Annotated in this window: 15 protein-coding genes and 1 pseudogene; 10 read left to right on the forward strand and 6 right to left on the reverse strand. The window is 69.1% G+C overall.

Translation table 11 applies throughout. The features are described from left to right. Window positions 1-58 precede the first annotated feature (58 nt). Window positions 59-607: a hypothetical protein gene (locus P1L40_RS12960; protein ID WP_284007563.1), complete on the reverse strand. Its 549-nt coding sequence runs from the start codon at window positions 605-607 to the stop codon at window positions 59-61. An 81-nt stretch (window positions 608-688) separates the two neighbouring features. After that, a complete protein-coding gene (locus P1L40_RS12965) occupies window positions 689-1435 on the reverse strand; it encodes a mechanosensitive ion channel family protein (protein WP_284007564.1) in 747 nt (248 codons plus the stop codon). Window positions 1436-1966: 531 nt separating this feature from the next. On the opposite strand from P1L40_RS12965, the gene purH reads away from it, so the two are divergent. From purH to P1L40_RS12980, 3 genes are all read left to right on the forward strand, one after another. Next, a complete protein-coding gene (gene purH / locus P1L40_RS12970) occupies window positions 1967-3544 on the forward strand; it encodes a bifunctional phosphoribosylaminoimidazolecarboxamide formyltransferase/IMP cyclohydrolase (RefSeq protein ID WP_284007566.1) in 1578 nt (525 codons plus the stop codon). Window positions 3545-3618: 74 nt separating this feature from the next. Then, window positions 3619-4578, forward strand: coding sequence for a formate/nitrite transporter family protein (locus P1L40_RS12975; protein ID WP_284007567.1), 960 nt, complete (start codon window positions 3619-3621; stop codon window positions 4576-4578). A 40-nt stretch (window positions 4579-4618) separates the two neighbouring features. Then, entirely contained in the window at window positions 4619-5188 is a 570-nt protein-coding gene (locus tag P1L40_RS12980) for a hypothetical protein (RefSeq protein ID WP_284007568.1), read from the forward strand. Here P1L40_RS12980 and P1L40_RS12985 read toward each other — a convergent pair. Next, on the reverse strand, window positions 5185-5805 hold the full coding sequence (locus P1L40_RS12985) for a hypothetical protein (protein ID WP_284007570.1): 621 nt from the start codon (window positions 5803-5805) through the stop codon (window positions 5185-5187). The two genes, P1L40_RS12980 and P1L40_RS12985, sit on opposite strands and share 4 nt — an antisense overlap. A 173-nt stretch (window positions 5806-5978) precedes the next feature. On the opposite strand from P1L40_RS12985, the gene P1L40_RS12990 reads away from it, so the two are divergent. Genes P1L40_RS12990 through P1L40_RS13000 form a run of 3 tightly spaced genes read left to right on the forward strand, consistent with a single transcriptional unit; the run spans window position 5979 to window position 9933 of the window. Further along, window positions 5979-6782, forward strand: coding sequence for a hypothetical protein (locus P1L40_RS12990; protein ID WP_284007572.1), 804 nt, complete (start codon window positions 5979-5981; stop codon window positions 6780-6782). A gap of 40 nt (window positions 6783-6822) precedes the next feature. Then, window positions 6823-9258: a dihydropteroate synthase gene (folP, locus tag P1L40_RS12995; protein WP_284007574.1), complete on the forward strand. Its 2436-nt coding sequence runs from the start codon at window positions 6823-6825 to the stop codon at window positions 9256-9258. Between the two features lie 60 nt (window positions 9259-9318). Further along, window positions 9319-9933, forward strand: coding sequence for a class I SAM-dependent methyltransferase (locus P1L40_RS13000; protein ID WP_284007576.1), 615 nt, complete (start codon window positions 9319-9321; stop codon window positions 9931-9933). Window positions 9934-9954: 21 nt separating this feature from the next. Here P1L40_RS13000 and P1L40_RS13005 read toward each other — a convergent pair whose 3' ends face one another. Both P1L40_RS13005 and P1L40_RS13010 read right to left on the reverse strand, forming a co-directional pair. Further along, complete coding sequence (locus tag P1L40_RS13005; protein ID WP_284007578.1) at window positions 9955-11856, reverse strand: DEAD/DEAH box helicase; 1902 nt, start codon at window positions 11854-11856, stop codon at window positions 9955-9957. A gap of 66 nt (window positions 11857-11922) precedes the next feature. Next, window positions 11923-12980: pseudogene (locus P1L40_RS13010) on the reverse strand (glycosyltransferase family 4 protein). An 81-nt stretch (window positions 12981-13061) separates the two neighbouring features. On the opposite strand from P1L40_RS13010, the gene P1L40_RS13015 reads away from it, so the two are divergent. Further along, window positions 13062-14849 carry a S9 family peptidase gene (locus tag P1L40_RS13015; RefSeq protein ID WP_284007579.1) on the forward strand — a complete coding sequence of 596 codons (1788 nt, stop codon included), beginning with the start codon at window positions 13062-13064 and terminating at the stop codon, window positions 14847-14849. An 82-nt stretch (window positions 14850-14931) separates the two neighbouring features. Continuing rightward, entirely contained in the window at window positions 14932-15405 is a 474-nt protein-coding gene (locus P1L40_RS13020) for an NUDIX hydrolase (protein WP_284007581.1), read from the forward strand. Here the strand turns inward: P1L40_RS13020 and P1L40_RS13025 are convergent, their stop codons facing one another. After that, window positions 15406-16464 (reverse strand): NAD(P)-dependent glycerol-1-phosphate dehydrogenase, encoded by a 1059-nt coding sequence (locus P1L40_RS13025; protein ID WP_284007582.1) that lies wholly within the window; start codon window positions 16462-16464, stop codon window positions 15406-15408. It lies immediately after the preceding gene. A gap of 172 nt (window positions 16465-16636) precedes the next feature. Here P1L40_RS13025 and P1L40_RS13030 point away from each other — a divergent pair, with 172 nt between their 5' ends. Beyond that, entirely contained in the window at window positions 16637-19165 is a 2529-nt protein-coding gene (locus P1L40_RS13030; protein WP_284007583.1) for a glycoside hydrolase family 3 N-terminal domain-containing protein, read from the forward strand. A 74-nt stretch (window positions 19166-19239) separates the two neighbouring features. Beyond that, complete coding sequence (locus P1L40_RS13035; protein ID WP_284007586.1) at window positions 19240-20337, forward strand: TrmB family transcriptional regulator; 1098 nt, start codon at window positions 19240-19242, stop codon at window positions 20335-20337.

Here is a 20337-nt window from a genome sequence, read left to right on the forward strand (position 1 = left end):
TTGGTGAGGGAGCACACGGTATAGCTGTTGGCTCGATTGGCCCCGCTTCGACCCGGTGTCAGGAGAGCCAGCCGTAGTCCGCGCCGGGCTCGCCAAAGCGCCCGTCGGGTGGGTCGTGGCGGTAGAAGTCCTGACCCAGCGCCACCCAGGCCAGCCCGTACAGGGCGGCCGCGGCCGGAACCGCCTCGTACAGGAGAAAGCCGATCGTCCCGATCGCCAGGACGACGCCGAGCCACGGGGGCTGGATGCGGGTCCGGACCAGCCCGGTAGCCATCAGCAGCGAGCCGACCGACAGGCCCAACCCGCCGATCGCCAGCGTCGCCTCGCCGCCGCCGGTCGCGAGCCTGAGCCCCTGGCCGATTCCGAACACGAGGGCGGCGAGGCCGCCCAGCCAGGCGCCGGCCGTCCCCGGCCGCTTCATACGCTGGCCGTAGAACTCCTCGACGGCGTAACAGCCCGCGACGACGCCAAGCGCCGAGACGACGATGGTGCCGACCACCGGGGCGGGTGTCCGGCCGAGGACGTGGGCCGCCCCCGCCCACCCCGTCCAGAGAAGGCCGCCGACGGCCGCGACAGCGCCCGCCCACTGACACCGGAGTTTCGACATACTGGCGTCTCGTCGGTCCGGGTACTAAGGCACGTCGACACGACACAGCCCACTCCGACGACCGCTGTCGGGGCCGGCCGTTCAGTCAGTCGGCTCCTCGCCGCCGTCGGTCTGTCCGATGGCGGTCGAGGTGCTATCGGGTGTCCGTCCGGGGAGCCAGTCACCGATGTTCGCGGCGACGTAGTCGCGGCCACCGAGTCCGAAGGCGATCCCGATGGCGAGCGCGACGCCGGCCGCGAGGCCCCAGGCTGCCGCCTGGGCGAAGGTGTTCAGAATCTGTACGTCGACGCCCATCGTCCCGAGGCCGATGATGACGGTGACGAAGTAGAGGAACGCGCGGAGCCCGTCGGCGAACACGTCGGTGTAGCCCGTGTCGGTCACCGTCTCGGTGTGGGCGACGATGTCGCTGAGGAAGTCGGCGAGGACGAACCCGATGACGATGATGAGCAACCCGGCGATGAGGGCCGGCAGGTACGACACCGCGTCGGCGATCCACTGCGAGAGGAGTTCGATGGCGAGCGCGTCCGCCGCCGCCAGGATGGCCAGCGCGTACACGAAGAAGGCCCCGATCCTGCCGAGACTCGTCGAGACCGCCCGCTCGCTCCCGCCGAGCGCGCCGCCCAGTGGCGTCTTCAGCACGAGGCGGTCGATCTCCGTCCGGTCGACGAGGCGACGGACGAGGCCCCCGACGAGTCGCCCGATGAACCAACCGATGACGAGGATGAGCACCGCGCCGACCAGCTGTGGGAGGAAGTCGACGAAACCGGCGATCGTCTCCCCGAGTAGCCCGGTGTCTAGCTGGAGCACGGACGGTTCTACGGATGGCATGGTGCCCGCTCCTACGCGACCTTTCGGTATTGTTATGTGTCCCGTATCTCGCACTGTCTGTGGCCGGTGCGTGCACGCGGTCTCCGGTCCGACAGGCGCCGGTCAGTCACACCGCGCTATCCGCGCGAAGAAGGGTCAGTAAACCTGGGATTTCCGGAACCGTGCCCGTCGGTTCCGGCGTTCGGTGGACGGACCACCCCCGTCAGATCGGGGCGTCTAGTCCCGCCTTGCCGACGGGTAAGCGAGGGGAACCGCCGGAGCGTCGGAGACGGGGGAGCACTGCCCGCGTGCTCGTGGCTCGTTCCGGGACGGAACGGAGTAACGGGTGCTTGGCCCGGCCACGGGGCTCTGTCCGAAGGCCACACGCGGCGTGTCTGCCTGTGCGCCGGGAGCCGTCCGAAGCCACCTCTCCCGATCCGCTGTGTCGAGTGGGGTGAGACGCCGGTACACGGGCGATTCACCGTCGTCGGTGTCAGCGGTCTCGGCGTCCGTTTCGCAACTACTTTGCGGGCTCCCCGCAGCCACTCAGATATGAAACTCGCCGGTATGGCCAGCAATCGTGGCCGGAACCTGCTGAACATCGCCGACCGCGCTCCGGGTGGGGCGGAGTTCGCGGTCGTGCTGACAAACGACGCCGACGCGCCCGTCCTCGACGACGCCGCCGAGCGGGGCATCCCGACGGAGGTCGTCGAGCGCGACCCCGACGAGGCCCGCGAGGCCCACGAGCGGCGTGTGCTCGACGCCCTGTCGGAGTACGACTTCGAGCTTGTCACGCTCGACGGCTACATGCGCATCCTCAGCGAGACGTTCCTCTCGGAGACGCCGACGACGCTGAACGTCCACCCCTCCCTGCTGCCGAACTTCGCGGGCATGGACGCCCACGAGCAGGTGCTCGACTCGGGCGTGAAGGTGTCGGGCTGTACGGTCCACGTCGTCGACGAGACGGTCGACGGCGGGCCGATCGTCACCCAGGAACCGATCCCCGTCTTCGAGGGCGACGACGAGGACTCGCTGAAAGAACGGGTCCTCTACGAGGGGGAGTTCACCGCCTACCCGCGAGCGGTCAAGTGGTTCGCCGGGGATCGGGTCACCGTCGAGGACGACGGCACCGTCACCGTCGAGGGCGACGAGGGCGGTGACTTCCCGGCCCGACGCATCGTCTCGGACGACCGCGCCGCCGACCTGCGCTACGGGGAGAACCCCCACCAGGACGCCGCGCTGTACGCCGACAGCACCGTCTCGGAGGCCAGCGTCGTCCACGCCGACCAGCTCAACGAGGGCGCGAAGGCGCTGTCGTACAACAACTACAACGACGCGGACGGCGCCCTGAACCTCATCAAGGAGTTCGACGAGCCCGCCGCGGCGGTCATCAAACACACCAACCCGGCCGGCTGTGCGACCGCCGACACGCTGGCCGAGGCCTACGCCGACGCGCTCTCGACCGACCCGATGAGCGCCTTCGGCGGCATCGTCGCCCTGAACCGCGAGTGCGACGCCGACACCGCAGAACAGATCATCGACTCGTTCAAGGAGGTCGTCGTCGCGCCGGGGTACACCGACGCCGCGCTGGACGTGCTCTTCGAGAAGGAGAACCTCCGAGTGCTCGATGTCAACGACAACTTCGAAGTCACCGACACGCTCACGGAGAAACCCCTCGTCGGCGGTCGCCTCGTCCAGGAGCGTGACACCCAGCATCTCACCGCCGACGACCTGGAGGTCGTCACTGAGCGCGAGCCGACCGACGACCAGATCGAGTCGATGCTGTTCGCCTGGCACACGCTGAAACACGTCAAATCGAATGGCATCCTCTTCGCCAAGGACACCGAGACGGTCGGGATCGGCATGGGACAGGTCTCCCGGGTCGACGCCGTCCGGCTGGCCGCGATGAAGGCCGACGAACACGCCGAGGGGAAAGACGCCGACGGCGCCGTGATGGCCTCGGACGCCTTCTTCCCGTTCCCGGACGGGATCGAGGAGGCCGCCGAGGCCGGGATCGAGGCGGTCATCCAGCCCGGCGGCTCGAAGAACGACGACTCGGTCATCGAGGCCGCGAACGAACACGACATGACGATGGTGTTCACCGGCCAGCGCAGCTTCCGGCACGACTGAACAGCACCACCCGTCGGCCCGAACCTCGTCCGGTCTCGAAAGCTGTTTGCCGCGGGCCGGTCAAGACGCCGGCTATGACAGACGATACAGACCGTGAACGGGCGGTCAGGGACGCGGTCGACCGTTCACAGAGCGGCGCACCGGCCGGCGGCCACGTCATCAGGGACCGGTTCTCCGCCGACGAGATCTTCCAGCGCATCATCGTCGCCGCTGACCACGAGGTGACCGCGTCACGGCGCGAACTGCTGGCCAGCGGGCTGGCTGCGGGCTTCGCGATCACCGTCACCTTCCTGTTGTACGCGTCGCTGTACGCGTCGACCGACGGCGATCCGGTCCTGAGCGCACTGCTGTACCCGCTCGGGTTCGTGTTCATCATCCTCGGGGACTACCAGCTCTACACGGAGAACACGCTCCCGCCGGTCGCGCTGACGCTGGAACGACTGGCGAGTCTCCCCCCTCCCTGTTCCGGATCTGGGGGCTGGTGCTCGTCGCCAACCTCGCCGGGGGGTGCGCTCGGTGCGTTCGCGCTCGCCTCGACCGGCGTGCTCTCGCCCGACGCGGCCCTGGCGGCCGAGGGGTTCGCCCGGAAGGCCATCGAGACGCCGTGGTGGACGCTGTTCTCGAAGGCCGTCTTCGCCGGGCTCATCGTGGCCGGCGTCGTCTGGGTCGACTACTCGCTGCGGGACAGCATCTCCAGGCTCGCCCTCGTCTACGTCTCCTTCCTGGCGATCCCCTTCGCGAACCTCTATCACGTGGTCGTCTCCGCGACGGAGATGCTGTATCTCGTGTTCATCGGCGAACTCAGCCTCGCGGTCGGGACCACGCAGTTCGTCCTACCGGTCCTGCTCGGGAACTCCATCGGCGGCGTCGTGCTCGTGACCGTGGTCAACTACTTCCAGACGACCGAGCGGCGACTGGCGAGCGCCCGCAAAGCCGGTCGGAAGCGACAGCTCACCGTCCGGGAGTGGCTTCTGGGCTCGTTCTCGGAGTCGGGCCGTTGGTACGTGCCGGTCAACGGCCACGAGGACGACTGAGTCCCAAACCCATATCTCCGACCTGCGAGTACGTCCCGACGTGCACTGGCTGAGGGAGAACCGCAACTGGCTGTTGTTCGCCGTCACCGTCCTCTCGGGACTGGGAGCAGTCGGCGTCGCCGTCGTCGGCCTGTTCACGACCCTGTCTGTCCTCCTCACCGGCGGGCCGATCCTCGGTATCGTCGCCGGTACCGTCTTCGGGTCGCTGGCCCTGTTCGGGCTGTGTGTCGTCTTCGGCGTCCGCCTGGTCACGTCGCTCGCGGCGTCGGCCTCGCTCCCGAAGAGTCAGCGGGTCGCCGACGGACTGGGTCGCCTGGAGCGGTTCGTCCCGCCGCTGTCGGCGCTCGGGCTCGCCGACCGGTTCGAACCGCCCGAGCCGACCGTCGAGGAGCGCCGCGAGGCGCTCACACAGCGCTACGTCGACGGGGAACTGAGCGAGGCGGAACTCGAAGCCCGGCTGCGGACACTTCTCGACGAGGAAGACGACGAACGGGACACCCCGTCGGCCCGTGCGGTCGCCGACGAGCGGGCCGTCGCCGAAGCCGGGCGGGACGGACGGGACCGGGGAACAGATCGCGGGGAGCGAGAACGGGAGACAGAGGAGCGTTAGTCGCCGGTCACGAACTCGGTGTCGCTCGACGTACCCAGACGTGCGGTCGCGCTCGTGCCGCGCTCGCCCCACCACTCGACGGTACAGACCGTCGCGCCGTCGCTGCGGGTGTGGTCGTCGATCGCGACGAAGCCGGTGTCGACGCCGAAGCGTTTTCCGATCCCGCGGACGACGCCCCGTTCGAAGGCGGCCGGATACGGGGTGTCACACACCAGGCGGCCGGTCCGCTCGCCGGTGCGGGTGAAGCTGTACCCGCCGGCTTCGCCCCGGTGGAGGTCCCGGTGGACGCCGTCGAGTCCGGCCAGCGCCGCGCCGACGCCGTCGACGCCGCCCGGCCAGTCCGTGACCCGAGGGAAGGTCACGCCGATCTGTTCGACGATGTTCCGGCCGGTCGTCGAGTGCAGGTCCTCGTACAGCGCCCGCACGTTCGCCAGCGGGTACCACTCGCCCCGCTCCGGCTCGGGGAGGCCGTTGCGTTCGAGGAGCAGTCGGGTCCGCTGTTCGAACCCGCCGCAGGTCTCGGTGATGGCTGCTCGAACGCACTCGACTGCCGTCGCGGATACCGTGGTGGCCTGTCCCGTCATCGTGTCCCCGACAACAGGCCCCAGGTCCCTCACCGTACGACCTCACCAGTTTGGACCGGCTCCGATCGCCTGGATACGGCCGCTGTCGTGCGGTTTCACTCCACAGCCCGTCGCTGGCACCTGTCGGGTGAACGACCGTACCTTACTGGTTAGTGTCCGATCCCCGGCCACCGTTGTTTTTGCTCCCCGGGCACCAAGCCAGAGGTATGAGCGACTACACGGTCGTCCGCATCGACATCGACAGCGACGTTGTCAGGCGGGCGGCGAGAGCGGTTCCCGGGGTCGAAGTGCCCGAGGAGTTCGACCCGGAGACAGAGCGCGTGACGCCGCTCCCCGGTCGGACCGACACAGTAGCCGACGACGCCGACGCGGTCGACGACGGTTCCGGTCGGGGCGGTCAGCCCCGGTCGCTGGTCGGCGAGTACGGCCTGCTCGCCGCGGCGGTCGCCATGATCGGCGCCGGCGTCGCGACCGCCGGCCTGTGGTGGTACCGGCGACGGAACCGCGACAGCGCCCCGACGCCCGAGACGGAGTTCGAGAGCCCTGCATGGGAGGAGACGGCCGTCGCCGCGACCGAGGACCAACCCGGTAGCACCGGGACCGTCCCGAACCCCGACGGGGTCCCCGGCGACCGGGTGGCCGGTGACGACGATACAGCGGTCGCCGGCGACGATTCGACCGGCGCCGGCCCGACGGAGTTCGACGCCCCGACCGTGGACACACCCACCGACGAACCCGATACCGACGCCGAACCGGACGCTAGCGAGGCCGAACGCGACGAACAGGGGGCGCCGACGGCAGAAGAGTCCTCGGAAGCGGCGACCGAGCGCGTCGTGGCGGCCGACACGACGGCGGAGTCGGCGAGCGAGTCCGACGCCGACAAGCCGGCGCCGTCAGCGGACGAGTCCGAACTCGCCGGCGACGGGAGTCTCGACCGGGCACCGCTCCTGGGTGTCGCCTTCGTCGCGCTGAGCGGTGCGGTGGTCCGCTGGCTCCAGCGGGAGTCGTAGGTCCGACAGGCTAAAGCGCGACGACGTGATTACCGCGAGCATGGAGTTCCACGAGGCCGCGAACTTCCTCTTCGAGTTGCGCCGGTTCGCCTCCCGGCCCGGCACCGACGCCACGCGGGACCTGCTGTCGGCGCTCGGGGACCCCCACGAGCGCATAGACTGTGTCCAGATCGCCGGGTCGAACGGGAAGGGATCGACCGCCCGCATGGTCGAACGGACCCTCCGGGAGGCCGGACTGGATGTCGGCCTCTACACCTCGCCACACCTCGACGATGTCCGCGAGCGCATCCGGGTCAACGGTCGTAAGATCCCCGAAGCAGCGCTCGTGGAGTACGCCGAGACGGTCGAACCGTACGTCACCGAACAGGGCGCCGTCGGCGAGTCGCCCACCTTCTTCGAGACGCTGACCGCGCTGGCGCTGTGGGAGTTCGACCGCCGGAACGTCGACATCGCCGTCCTGGAGGTCGGTATCGGCGGCAAGTACGACGCCACGAGCGTCGTCGACCCGATCGCCAGTACGGTCACCTCGGTGACGCTCGAACACACCGACATACTCGGGGACACCGTCGCCGAGATCGCGACCGACAAGGCCCACGTCGCGCCCGACGACGCTCCCCTCGTGACGGCGACGACCGGCGACGCGCTGGCGGCTGTCCGGGAGGTCGCCGGCGACGTGGTGACCGTCGGCGACGACGCGGACGTGTCCGTCACTTACCGCGGGCGCGACGGCCTGGAGGGCGCGGTCACCGTCGAGGGGCCCGACTGGACCGTCGACACGCACCTCCCCTTACTGGGTGCGCATCAGGCGACCAACGCCGGCGTCGCGGCGACGCTGTGTCGGCAGGTCGCGGACGTGTCGTCGGCCGACCTGGAACGGGGCCTCCGAAACGCCCACTGGCCCGGCCGCTTCGAGGTCATGGGCGAGGACCCGCTCGTCGTCCTCGACGGCGCGCACAACCCCGGCGGGATCGAGCGGGTCGCCGAGACGCTCGACACCTTCGACTACGACGACCTCCACGTCGTCGTCGGCGCGATGGTCGACAAGGACCACGAACGCATCGCCGCGGCGCTGCCGGCGTTCGACCGCGCGATCGCCTGTCACCCCAATATCGGCCGGGCCGAGTCCGCCGAGGTGGTCGCCGCGGCGTTGCGGACGACGGCCGACGCGACCGTCGAGACTCGGTCGGATGTCGCCGGCGCCCTCGGGATGGCACTCGACGCGGCCGGCCCCGACGACGCGGTACTGGTCACCGGCTCGCTGTACGCCGTCCGTGAGGCCCGCACGCGGTGGGCACGGCCGATGGTCCCGAAGCGGATCGACTCGATCCCCGAGGCTCGCCGGACGCTCGAAGCCGCCCACGTCACCGAGGCCGGCGCCTGGCGGATGCGCGGGAAAGGCGTCCACCGCGTCCTGCGGACCCGCGTCCAGCCCCGCCAGGCCCAGTATCTCAAGGAGGAACTGCTGTCGCTGGGCGGCGAGTGTGCGATCTCGGGGCTGAACGACCAGGACGAGGAGAACGTCGACATCGTGATGATGGCGACGATGGCCCAGTTCAAGCGCCTGGCCGACAAACTCGACGGCCAGCCCTACGGCCTCTCGACGTTCGCGGACGAACTCCGGGGGGCGCTTGACATCCAGCAACCCACCACGGACCACGACTACCCCTGGAGCGACGGCACCGCGGTCATGGGCATCCTCAACATCACGCCGGACTCCTTCCACGACGGCGGCGAGTACAACGCAGTCGAGGACGCCGTCGGCCGCGCCGAGGCGATGATCGAGGCGGGTGTCGACATCCTCGACATCGGCGGGGAGTCGACCCGGCCCGGCGCCGACGTGGTGCCCGCCGAGGCGGAACGCGAGCGGGTCGTCCCGGTCGTCGAGGCGCTTGCGGACCACGACGTAGCGCTGTCGGTCGACACCCGGAAGGCGAGCGTCGCACGGGCGGCGCTGGACGCCGGCGCGGACATCCTCAACGATGTCTCCGGGCTGGCGGACCCCGAGATGCGCCTGGTCGCCGCCGAGTACGACGTGCCCGTCGTCGTGATGCACTCGATCGAGGTGCCGGTCGACCCCGACAGCGACATCCACTACGACGACGTGGTCACCGACTGCATCGACGCCCTCACCGAGCGAGTCCTGCTGGCCGAGAAGGCCGGCCTGGACCGCGAGCAGATCGTCGTCGACCCCGGCGTCGGCTTCGGGAAGTCCGCCGCCGAGAGCTTCGAACTGCTCGACCGACTCGACGAGTTCCAGGCGCTTGGCTGTCCGGTGCTGGTCGGGCACTCCCACAAGTCCCTCTTTGGCCTGATCGGGCAGGACGCCGACGAACGCGAGCACGCGACCGTCGCCGCGACGGCACTGGCCACAGAGCGCGGGGCCGACATCGTCCGCGTCCACGACGTGCCCGAGAACGTCGCCGCCGTCAACGTCGTCGAGGCGGCCGACGATCCGAGTCGGTTCGGCGCGGAGTGAGACTGTCACCGCTTGTCAGGGCTCCACAAGAGCTATTCGTCGCTGTCGAGAGCGCGGCGTATGGACGAGGACCAGCGCGAGACCGTCCGGACGGGCTACGACGACATCGCCGCGACGTACACGGCCGAACGCGACGGGGACGGCCGCGAACGACGCCTCCTCACGGACCTGTCCGCGGCGCTACCGGCCGGAAGCCGCGTGCTCGACGCCGGCTGTGGCGCCGGGACGCCCGCCCTCGATGTCGTCGTCGGCGACCACGCGGTGACCGGATTGGACATCTCCCGCGAGCAGTTGCGCTCGGCCGGGGCGCGACTCCCCGACTCACTGTTCTGTCAGGGCGACCTCGCGGCGCTACCGTTCGTCGACGACACCTTCGACGCCCTCGTCTCCCTGCACGCGGTCATCCACGTCCCGCGGGCCGAACACGCCGCCGTCTTCGCCGAGTTCGAACGTGTCCTCGCACCCGGCGGCCGGCTGCTGGCCGCGCTGGGCAACGAGGAGTGGGAGGGGAACAACGACGACTGGCTCGACACCGGCACCGAGATGGCCTGGAGTTTCCACGGCCGCGAGCGCAACCGCGAACTGCTGACCGACGCCGGCTTCACGGTCACCGATGTCGAAGTCGTCGACGACGAACTGGGCGGGGCCTTCGCCTTCTTTCGGGCGCGAGCCTGATCGGCCGCCGTCGACGACCGTTCACTCCCCGTCGACCGGCGTCTCGACGACCTCCGACTCCGTCTCGGTGACCCTGATCCCCTTCGAGGCGAGGTGGCGCATCTGCCGGCGGACGAAGTCCTCCTCGGTCGTTCCCCGCGTCGCCAGCACGACCATCCGGGCGTCACCGGCCGGCCGCATCGTCCGCCCGGCCCGCTGGGCGCCCTGGCGGCGCGACCCGCCCAGTCCCGAGGCGACAACGGCCAGTTCCGCGTCGGGCAGGTCGATCCCCTCGTCGCCGACCCGCGAGACGAGCAGCGTGTCCCGTTCGCTGCGGCGGAACTCGTCGAACAGTTTCTCCCGGCGGGCGTGGGGCATCTCGCCGCTGACGAAGGGAACGTCGAGGGCCTCGCTGATCGCCTCGCCCTGGTCGAGATACTCCACGAAGAGCAGCGCCTTCGCCGCAGGGTGTTGTTCGAGCGTGTAGCGGATCTCGTCGATCTTCCCGGTGTTCTCGGCGGCAGCCTGCCGGCGACCGTGGCCCGAGGTGGTTGCGTACTCGCTGCGTTCGGTGTCGCTGCCCCACGGGACGAGGCGGATCTCGACCTCCGGTTCGGCGACGTACCCCTCGTCGAACAGTTTGCCCCAGTCGGTGCCGATGGGTGGCCCGACGAGCGTGAATATCTCCTCCTCGTCGTCGCTCTCGCGGGTCGGCGTCGCGGTCAGCCCGAGCCGGTGTTTCGTCTGGAGGTCCGCGCTCCGCCGGTGGATCGGGCTGGGGACGTGATGGACCTCGTCGTAGACGATCAGCCCCCACTTGCGCTGGTCGAACAGTTTCCGGTGGCGGTCCATCCCGGCGGTCCGGTAGGTGGCGATGGTCACCGGCTCGATCGACTTCTCGCCGCCGTGGTACTCGCCGATGTCGTCGTCGGTCAGTGTGGTGTGACGGACCAGTTCGCCGCGCCACTGGGTCGCGAGTTCGCGCGAGGGAACCAGAATGAGCGTCTCGCCGCCGACGGCTGCCATCGCGCCCATCGCGGCGACGGTCTTGCCCGACCCCGGCGGGCCGACGAACACCCCCGACCCCTGGTCGGTGAAGCGCTCGACCCAGTCGGCCTGGTAGTCACGCAGTCGCAGGCGCAGTTCCATCTCCAGGGCGTCGCCGGTCTCCAGTTCGCGGTCGTCTCGGACCGGGTAGCCGGCCTCGTAGAGGGTGCGTTTGACCTGGGCGGTCGCGTCGGCGTTGACCCACGACTCCGCGTCCGAGATGGGCGCCCGGAGGAGGTCGTCGTCGAGTTTCTGCCGGGCGACGTTGCCCATCAGGTCGTCGTTCTCGGCTTCCAGGACGACGTAGCCGTCCTCGTGCGTGTAGAGCCGGAACTTCCGGGCCCGTTCCCACTGGCTCGTCACCCACTCCTCCAGATGCGGCGAGCGCTCGCCCAGCACGTCTCGCATCGTCGAAAGCAGTTCGTCCAGTGATTCGTGTGGGGCCGCCCAGATGTCCTCCTCGCGGAGTTCGTAGACGTAGCCGCCCGAGCGGTTGGTGTCTTGCAGCCGAGCGAACTGCGAGAGCTGTGCCCGCGTGAACTGGTGGGGGTGTTCGACGACGATCTCGCGCCGATCGGGAAAGAGGACGACCCGCTCGCGGTCGGTGACCTCGGCGAGGTCGGTCGGGTACCACACCGACTCGATGTCGGCTACGTCCTGGCGCTGGATGTCGCCCTCGGCCGCCAGCGTCTCCAGTGCCTCGCGGGCCGCCTCGGGCGTCAGGTCTGTCTTCCGGGAGAGTTCCGTCGCCGTCAGGTGGGGGCGACCGACAGCGTCGATGGCGTCGTACACCGCGTCCAGTTCCAGCGGTCGATCGTCCTCCCTGTCGGTGTCCGCGTCGTCTGCCGGGGACTCCTCGGCTGGCGGCCCCGCTCCCGCTGTCTCGTCCGTGGTCATTGGGCTGTCGTAGCGCCGGGACGGGCAAACGGGTTTCGTTGCCCGTCTCCTCGCCGGCCCGACAGCTCAGAACAGGCCGTGTTCGGCGACGAGTTCGTCGTAGAGCGCCTCGTACCGCTTCCGGACGGCGTCGTGGTCGAACTCTGCGAAGGAGTCGTCGATGGCCAGCCGTTCGTGGTCGGCCGACTCGACGATGGTGTCGGCGATCTCCTGGGGGTTGGTCACGCGGAAGGCCCGATCGCGCTGTTCGACGAGTTCGTGGGCGCTGGACTCGGCCTGGTACTCGACGATCCCCAGACAGCCACAGGCCATCGCCCACAGCAGTTCGGTGGCGAACTGCTCGCGGACGGCCGTCTGGACGAACGTGTGAGCGCCCTTGTAGATGGCGACGCGGCGCTCGCGGTCGCACTCGCCGGCGAAGGTCACCCGGTCGTCGATCCGCAGGTCCGAGACTTCCTGTTCGTAGGTCCCGCGTTCGGGGCCGTCGCCGACGATGGTCACCGACCAGTCCCGGTCGCGCAGTTCGGCCAGCCCCAGCAGGAGCGACTCGACGTTTGCGCTCTCGCCTAACGGGTGGGCGTAGACCACGTCGATGTCGTCGGCCGGTTCCGTCTCCCGGATCGTCGCCACGTCGATGCTCTCGGGGAGGATGGCGGTCCGGCCGTCGTCGTACCCCCGCTCGCGCAGGTGGGTCTGTTGCATCTGTGCCGGGACGGTGAGTCGGTCGGCCCACCGAAGCGCCAGGCCGGTCGTCCGCGACCGGGGCAGCGACTCGTCCCCGAACCAGTCGACGGCGACGGGCGCCCGGGCCAGGCTTCCCCCAGCCCGGCCGCGAGCGCGACCCCCGGCGGATGCGACAGCGCGTGGATCACGTCGGGGTTGTGGGCCGCAAGCAGCGCCGGGAGCCGGAGACAGAACGAGGGCTCGGCCGGGGCCGTCGTGACGGCCCGATACGAGACGTTCTCGGGCTCGAAGCGGTTGTTCTGTCCCTCCCACCACTGTGCGCAGAAGACGGTGACATCGTGGCCGGCGTCGGCCAGGTGGGTCGCGAGCCGTTCCAGCCGGCGTCGTCCCTCGGTGTCACGGTGGCGAAGCGTCTCCATGGCGACGACCGCGACACGCATACCCGTCGGCACACGGGGGGCAGTAAAAAAGCCATCCGTTCGCCACAAAGCGTTTTGGCCGTCGGACGCCTCGACACCGCCGTGTACGACTACGACCTCGAACGCTACCTGAACGTCCGCAGCGCCTACGGGGCCTCGCTCAGTCCGGACGGCCAGGTCGCGTTCCTGATGGACACGACCGGTGTCGCCCAGGTCTGGACCCTGGACGAGCCGTGTGGCTGGCCCGAACAGCGGACCTTCGCCGACGAGCCGGTGAGTTTCGTCGACTACTCCCCGACCCGATCGGAACTGGTCTTCGGGATGGACCAGGGGGGCAACGAACGCCAGCAGCTCTACCGCTTAGACGCCGAGGGCCGGGTGCGGAACCTCACCGGCCGGCCCGGCGCCAAACACCGCTGGGGCGGCTGGCACCCCGACGGCGAGCGGTTCGCGTTCGCGTCGAACCGCCGGGACGAGGCCGTCTTCGACATCTACGTCCAGGACCGCGACGGCGACGCCGAACTGGTCTACGAGGGCGACGGCTGGTTCACCGTCGGCGGGTGGGCGCCCGACGGCGAGAAACTGGTCGTCACCGAGGCCCACTCCAGTTTCGATCAGGACGTGTACGTTCTCGATGTCGACAGCGGCGAGCTGGACCATCTGACGCCACACGAGGGGTCGGTCCGGTACACGAGCGTCTCGTGGGGTCCCCACGGCGAGGCGCTGTATCTCGTCACCGACCGGGACAGCGACACGCTCTCGCTTGCGCGGCTCCGACTGGACGGTACGCTGGAGACGGTCCGGGAGGGCGGTGAGTGGAACATCGACGGCGTCGCGCTGGACCAGGACACCGGCCGACTCGTCTACTCGCGCAACGTCGAGGGGTACACCGAACTCACCGTCGGCGAACTGACCGGGCCGACGACCGTCGAGGAGTTCCCGGCGCCGGACCTGCCCGGCGGGCTGGCCGGCGGCGTCTCTTGGGGACCCGGCGCCGAGCGGTTCGCGCTCAGCGTCACCGGCCGGCGACAGAACACGAACGTCTTCCTCGTCGAGACGGCGACTGGCGAAAGCGAACGCTGGACGCGGGCCTCGACGGCCGGCATCCCGAGCGAGACGTTCGTCGAACCCGAGGTGGTCCGCTTCGAGTCGTTCGACGGCCGCGAGATCCCCGCGCTGTTCTCGCTGCCGGCCGACGCCCCGGCCGGCGAGACGCCCGTGATCGTCGACATCCACGGCGGGCCCGAGAGCCAGCGCCGACCCTCTTTCTCCGGGCTGACCCAGTACTTCCTCTCGCGGGGGTACGCCGTCTTCGAGCCCAACGTCCGCGGTTCGACGGGGTACGGGAAGGCCTACACCCACCTCGACGATGTCGAGAAGCGCCTGGACTCGGTGAAAGACCTCCGGGCCGGCGTCGAGTGGCTCCGCGACCAGGCCGCGGTCGATCCCGACCGGATCGTCGCCATGGGCGGCTCCTACGGCGGCTTCATGGTCCTCTCGGCGCTGACAGAGTATCCGGACCTCTGGGCGGCCGGCGTCGACGTGGTCGGGATCGCGAACTTCGTCACGTTCCTCGAAAACACCGGCGACTGGCGCCGGTCGCTTCGGGAGGCCGAGTACGGCTCGCTCGCCGAGGACCGGGAGTTCCTGGAGTCGATCTCGCCGATCAACAACGTCGACCGGATCGCGGCGCCGCTGTTCGTCCTCCACGGCGAGAACGATCCACGCGTGCCGGTCGGCGAGGCCGAACAGATCGCCGAGCAGGCCCGCGAGCAAGGTGTGCCCGTCGAGAAACTGCTCTTCGACGACGAGGGTCACGGCATCAGCAAGCGCGAGAACCGCATCGAGGCCTACAGCCGCGTCGTCGAGTTCCTCGACCAGCACGTCTGAGCCCGGGGCGTCACGAACTGCCGTTTCAGCCCGTGAAAACGACGTGCTGGCTTTATGTCGCCGGGGTCGCACTGTCGAGCACATGGAGGGGGTCGACCGGGCGCGTGACCGGGTACAGGAACGGTTAGACCGGCTCACCGAGGGGGAACGGTCGCCGACGGTGAACCAGGAGACCGTGGTGGCGACCGCCGAGCAGTACCGGACAGCGATCGATCGGTCGCTCGACGGCGTCTTCGGGGTCCGGGTCGCGATCACCAACGAGGAGGGCGACGTGTTGGTGACACCCGGGGAGGACGACAGGCTTCCCTACGGGGAAACCGACCCGGGGGAGTCGATCGGGACGGCCGCACGACGGATCGCACAGGCACAGACCGGCATCGACTGTGTCCCGCGCGAGGCCACCGAGGCGACGATCCGCGGGATCCGCAACGGCGACGACCCGGGATCGAAGGCCGTCTACCGGCTCGCTGTCGTCTACGTGGCCGACGCCGTCGATCCGGCAGCTCCCGCGGACGGTCACTGGGAGCCCACGCACGCCGTCGACGCCCCGGTGTGATCAGATGACGCCCGTGACGGTCGCGGCTTCGATCGCCGCTTCCTCGTTCATCCCGTTGCCGAGGATGGTGTAGCGGTCGCGGATCTCGTGGGCGGTCGTCAGCGCCTCGACGACCGTCTCGTCGTCGATCCCCAGTTCCTCGGCGGTCGTCGGGGCGCCGATCTGTGCCAGCGCGTCGCGGATGTTGCGCCACATCCCCTTCTCGCCGTCCTGGAGGTACGCCGTGATGATCGAGCCGACGCCGACCTGGTGGCCGTGCAGCGCCGCCTCGGGAACGAGCCGGTCCAGTTGGTGCGAAAAGAGGTGTTCGGCCCCGGAGGCCGGCCGCGAGGAGCCGGCGATCGACATCGCGACGCCCGAGGAGACCAGCGCCTTCACGACGATCCAGGCCGACTCCTCCAGACCGCGTTTGACCGACCCCGCGTTCTCGACGAGCATCTCGGCGGTCATCCGGGCCAGCGCGCCGGCATACTCGGAGTATTCGACGTTCTGGAGCCGCTGGGCCAGTTCCCAGTCCCGGACCGCCGTGTAGTTCGAGATGATGTCCGCACAGCCGGCGGTGGTCAGCCGCCAGGGGGCCTCTGCGAGTATCGCGGTGTCGGCGACGACCGCGAGCGGCGGCTCGGCCGCGACGCTGTGGCGCGTGTCGCCTTCGGGCACCGACCCCCGGCCCGAGACGATGCCGTCGTGACTGGCCGCGGTCGGCACGGAGACGAACCCCAGCCCCAGGTCGTCGGCGGCCATCTTCGTGATGTCGATGGCCTTGCCCCCGCCGACCCCCAGCAGGAAGCCCGCCTCGACGGACTCTGCGTGGTCGATGACCGTCTCGACGGCCCCGAAACTCGCCTCTTCGATGACGATTTCGGCCGGCTCGTACCCCTGGGCGGCGAACTGCTCGACGACCCGTTCGCCGGCCACGTCGTGGGGTGTCGGGCTCGAAACGACCAGCGGTCGGCCGGTGAGGTGGAGTTCCTCGACGGCGTGGATCGTCTCCCCGAGCACGTCGTGGCCGACCACGACGTTGCGCGGGAGCCGGATCCAGGTGCGCTTGTCGAACATACCTGTCTCTCGTCACCCCGGTGGCAAAACGGTTTGTCCTTCCGGCGGCCCGCAGTCTGTCGTGTCACGCGACTGTTTCCGGACTCGAACTACAGAAACAAACGTTTGGAACGCCGTCCCACGAATCCTTTCCCAAACTGATAATTATGCATATCGGCTGGGATGGAACGCGATGGCACACGACAACGATACGACGGATGGGGCGGTCGGGGAAACCTCTCGGCGGACGTTCATGAAAGCAACCGGCGCTGCGACGGGCGCGGTCGTCGCAGGCACGGGCACCGCGGCCGCACAGACCGACATCGACGCGATCATCGACGATCTGACGCTGGAACAGAAGGTGGCACAGATGACCCAGGTGGCGATCAGCTCCTTCGAACCGGAGCCAAGCGGGTCGAACGTCCCCGGTAACTTCGGGGTCGACACGGTCGGGGAGTACTTCAGCGAACTCGGGATCGGATCAGTCCTCTCGGGCGGGGCCGCACCGCCGTCCTTCGAAGCGTCGGAGGTCGTCGAGGGCGTCAATTCGCTGCAGGAGTACAACCTGAACAACGCCGACCACGGGATTCCGTTCCTCTACGGCGTCGACGCCACCCACGGCAACGTCCTGTTGGAGGGAGCGACGGCGTTCCCACAGCGGATGAACATGGGCGCGACGCGGGACCCCGAACTGATCGCACAGGCCGAGCGCCACACAAGCGACGCGACGGCCTCGATGGGTGCCCACTGGACGTTCGCGCCGACGACGGACCTCCAGCGAGACCCCCGCTGGGGCCGGTTCTTCGAGGGGATCAGCGAAGACCCGAAGCTCACCGGCGACATCTCCCGGGTCCGGGCACAGGCATTGGAAGACGACGACCGGCTGACTGCCTGTGTCAAACACTTCGCCGCGTACTCGATGCCAAACAACGGCAACGACCGGGCGCCGGTCGACACCTCGATGCGGGACCTCCGGACCAACGTCATGCCGCCGTATCGGGACGCGCTCGAGCCGGAACCCGGGACGGTCATGGTCAACAGCGGCGCCGTCAACGGCAAGCCCGCTCACGCCTCTCACTGGCTGTTGACGCGGATGCTCCGGGACCACTACGGCTTCGAGGGCGTGGTCATCTCCGACTACGACGACCTCAACCGGATGATCACCAACCACGACTACGCGCCGGACTTCCGGACCGCGACGAAGGAGGCGATCAACGCCGGCGTCGACATGTACATGATCGGCAACGGCGGCTCCGCCCCCGGTCCGGTCGAGTACATCGACACCGTCGTCTCGCTGGTCGAGGACGGCGAGATCCCGACGAGCCGCATCGACGAAGCTGTCCGGCGCATCCTGGAGTTGAAGGAGGATCTCGGGCTGTTCGCCGAGCCGACGGTCGACGAATCGCGGATCGGGGGTACGCTCGGCGGCGCCGCGGACACCTCCGAACAGCTGGCCCGGGAGTCGCTCGTCCTGCTGAAAAACGACAACGGCGCCCTCCCGATATCGAGCCGGGACAACGTCTTGCTGACCGGTCCCGGCGTCGACAGCAACGGCAACAACACCAGGGCGCTGATGCAACACGGCGGCTGGACGCTCGGCTGGCAGGGAGCCAGTGCCGGCGGCCCGTACCCGCGACAGGAACTGCTGACCGACGCGCTCCGGGACCGCGTCAGCAGCCTCACACACGTTCCGACCACCTACAACAACGCCGGCTGGTGGGCCGGCGAGGGGGACGGCCCGAACCAGCAGACCGACGAGAACGGCAACTTCGAGTTCACCGAGCGCCAGCGCCAGCAGGTCGAGGCCGCCGCGCCCGACGCCGACGCCGCCGTCGTCGTCCTCGGCGAGGGGACCCACAACGAGGGCTTCGGCGACCGCGACGAACTGGTGCTCGACGAGGCACAGCAGGACCTCCTCGACACCGTCGCCTCGGCCGTCGACGACTCGACCCAGGTCGTCGGTGTCTTCCTGGCCGGGAGCCCGCGTGGCTCCCCCGAGACGTTCTCGAAGCTCGACGCGGCGCTGTTCGCCGGCCAGCCCGGCAGCGACGGCGGGCCCGCGATCGCAGACACCCTCGTAGGCAACTACAACCCGTCGGGGAAACTCGCGTTCAGTTGGCCCGAGAACGTCGGGACGACGCCGGTCCAGTACAACCGCTACGATCCGACTTCGACCGGCGCGACCGACAACACCCCGATGTTCGAGTTCGGTTACGGGCTCTCCTACACCGACTTCACCTACGAGTCAGTGTCGGTGACGCCCTCGACCGTGGGCAACCCCGCCAACACCTCGGAGGTGACCGTCACGGTCGAAGTCCGGAACTCGGGCGAGATGGCCGGCGAGCACGTCGTCGAGGTGTTCAACACCCAGTCGTACGGCTCGGTCCTCCAGCCGATCCGCCGGCTGCTGGGCTACGAACGGGTCTCGCTCGACTCGGGCGAGCAGACGACGGTCGAGATCACCGCCGACCTGGCTGCTCTGGAGGTCGTCCCGGGCGACGTACTCGCGCTCGGTCCGAAGGTCGTCGAGGCCGGTGACTACGAACTCACGGTCGGCCAGGACGGACCGACCACGACGCTCACCGTCCAGAACACGGCGAGCATCACGGACCCCGATCCGATCCCGGGTAGCGGGGGAACCGGCTCCGGGACCGCTCGGAGCCAGGACCCGACGATGGAGGATGTCGTCGACCTGCTGAAAGACGCCCGTCGGTCGTCCTGAGGCGGTCCCCGACCACAGGTATTTCCCTGCCGGGAGCGGTGATAGTGACGCACGTTGGGACTACGGAACAGACGATGCGAGACCAGGATATGACCGACACGGCGACGCTTCGAGAGACGCTCCAGCGCCACGGGTTCTCCGAGACCGAAGCCGAGACGTACCTCGCGGTCGTCGAACGCGGCTCCGCGACCGCCAGTACGATCGCCGACGCGGCCGGCGTCTCGACGAGCTACGTCTACGACATCTGTGATCGCCTCGCGTCCGAGGGGTTCCTCAGCGTCGACGACCATCGGACGCCGACACGTATCCAGGCGACCGACCCCGCGGAGGCGTTCGGCGCGATGCGAAGCGAACTCGACACACTCGAATCGGCCGTCACCGCACGGTACGAACAACAGAACGATGACGACAACTCCTTCGAGGTCGTCAAGTCCCGGTCGACGATCGTCAAGCGACTCGAACAGTACATCGACGCCGCCGAAGACGAGATCGTCCTCCAGCTCCCGTCCCAGCGCCTGCCGGAGGTCAGTGAGAACCTCCGACGGGCCCACGATCGGGGCGTGTTGATCCTGTTGAGCCTCTCGGCTCACGACGAGTCGTCGTCGCTGCTCCCGCCCAGCGGTCCGTCGTCGCCGCTCGACCTCGACGGCGTCGCGACGGTCGCCCGACGCGGCATCGCCGGTGCGCCCTCGTTGCTGTCGATCGACCAGCAGCGCGGCGTCGTCTCGCCGGCGACGATGCTCAGCTGGGACCACGACGAGACGCGGGCGATCACGTTCTCACAGGAGGCTATCGCGGCGGTCCTGGTGGGCTCGTATCTGGGGAACTACTGGCCGATCGGCGAGACGGTCGCGGTCGCGCGGCCGCCCGACCTGCCCCTGACCTCCCGGATGTTCAGACACGCCGTCCTCGCGGCGACGCTGCACCGGCGTGCGGGGACCGAACTGAGGGCCGAACTGTACGCCCGCCCGACCGGGACCGACGACGCCTTCGAGACGGTCGTCGGCGAGGTCGTCGACGTGCGACAGAACCTGCTCGACCCGCCGGCCAGCGACTTCGGCTTCGAGAACTCCCTTGTCGTCGACACCGGCGACCGTCGCCTCTCCGTGGGCGGTATCGACGCCTTCCTGGAGGACTACGAGACCAAGCAGACGACGCTCCGGCCGGCGTAG

Origin of the sequence: Haloarcula pelagica, from assembly GCF_030127105.1 — an archaeon.
Lineage (GTDB): Archaea > Halobacteriota > Halobacteria > Halobacteriales > Haloarculaceae > Haloarcula > Haloarcula pelagica.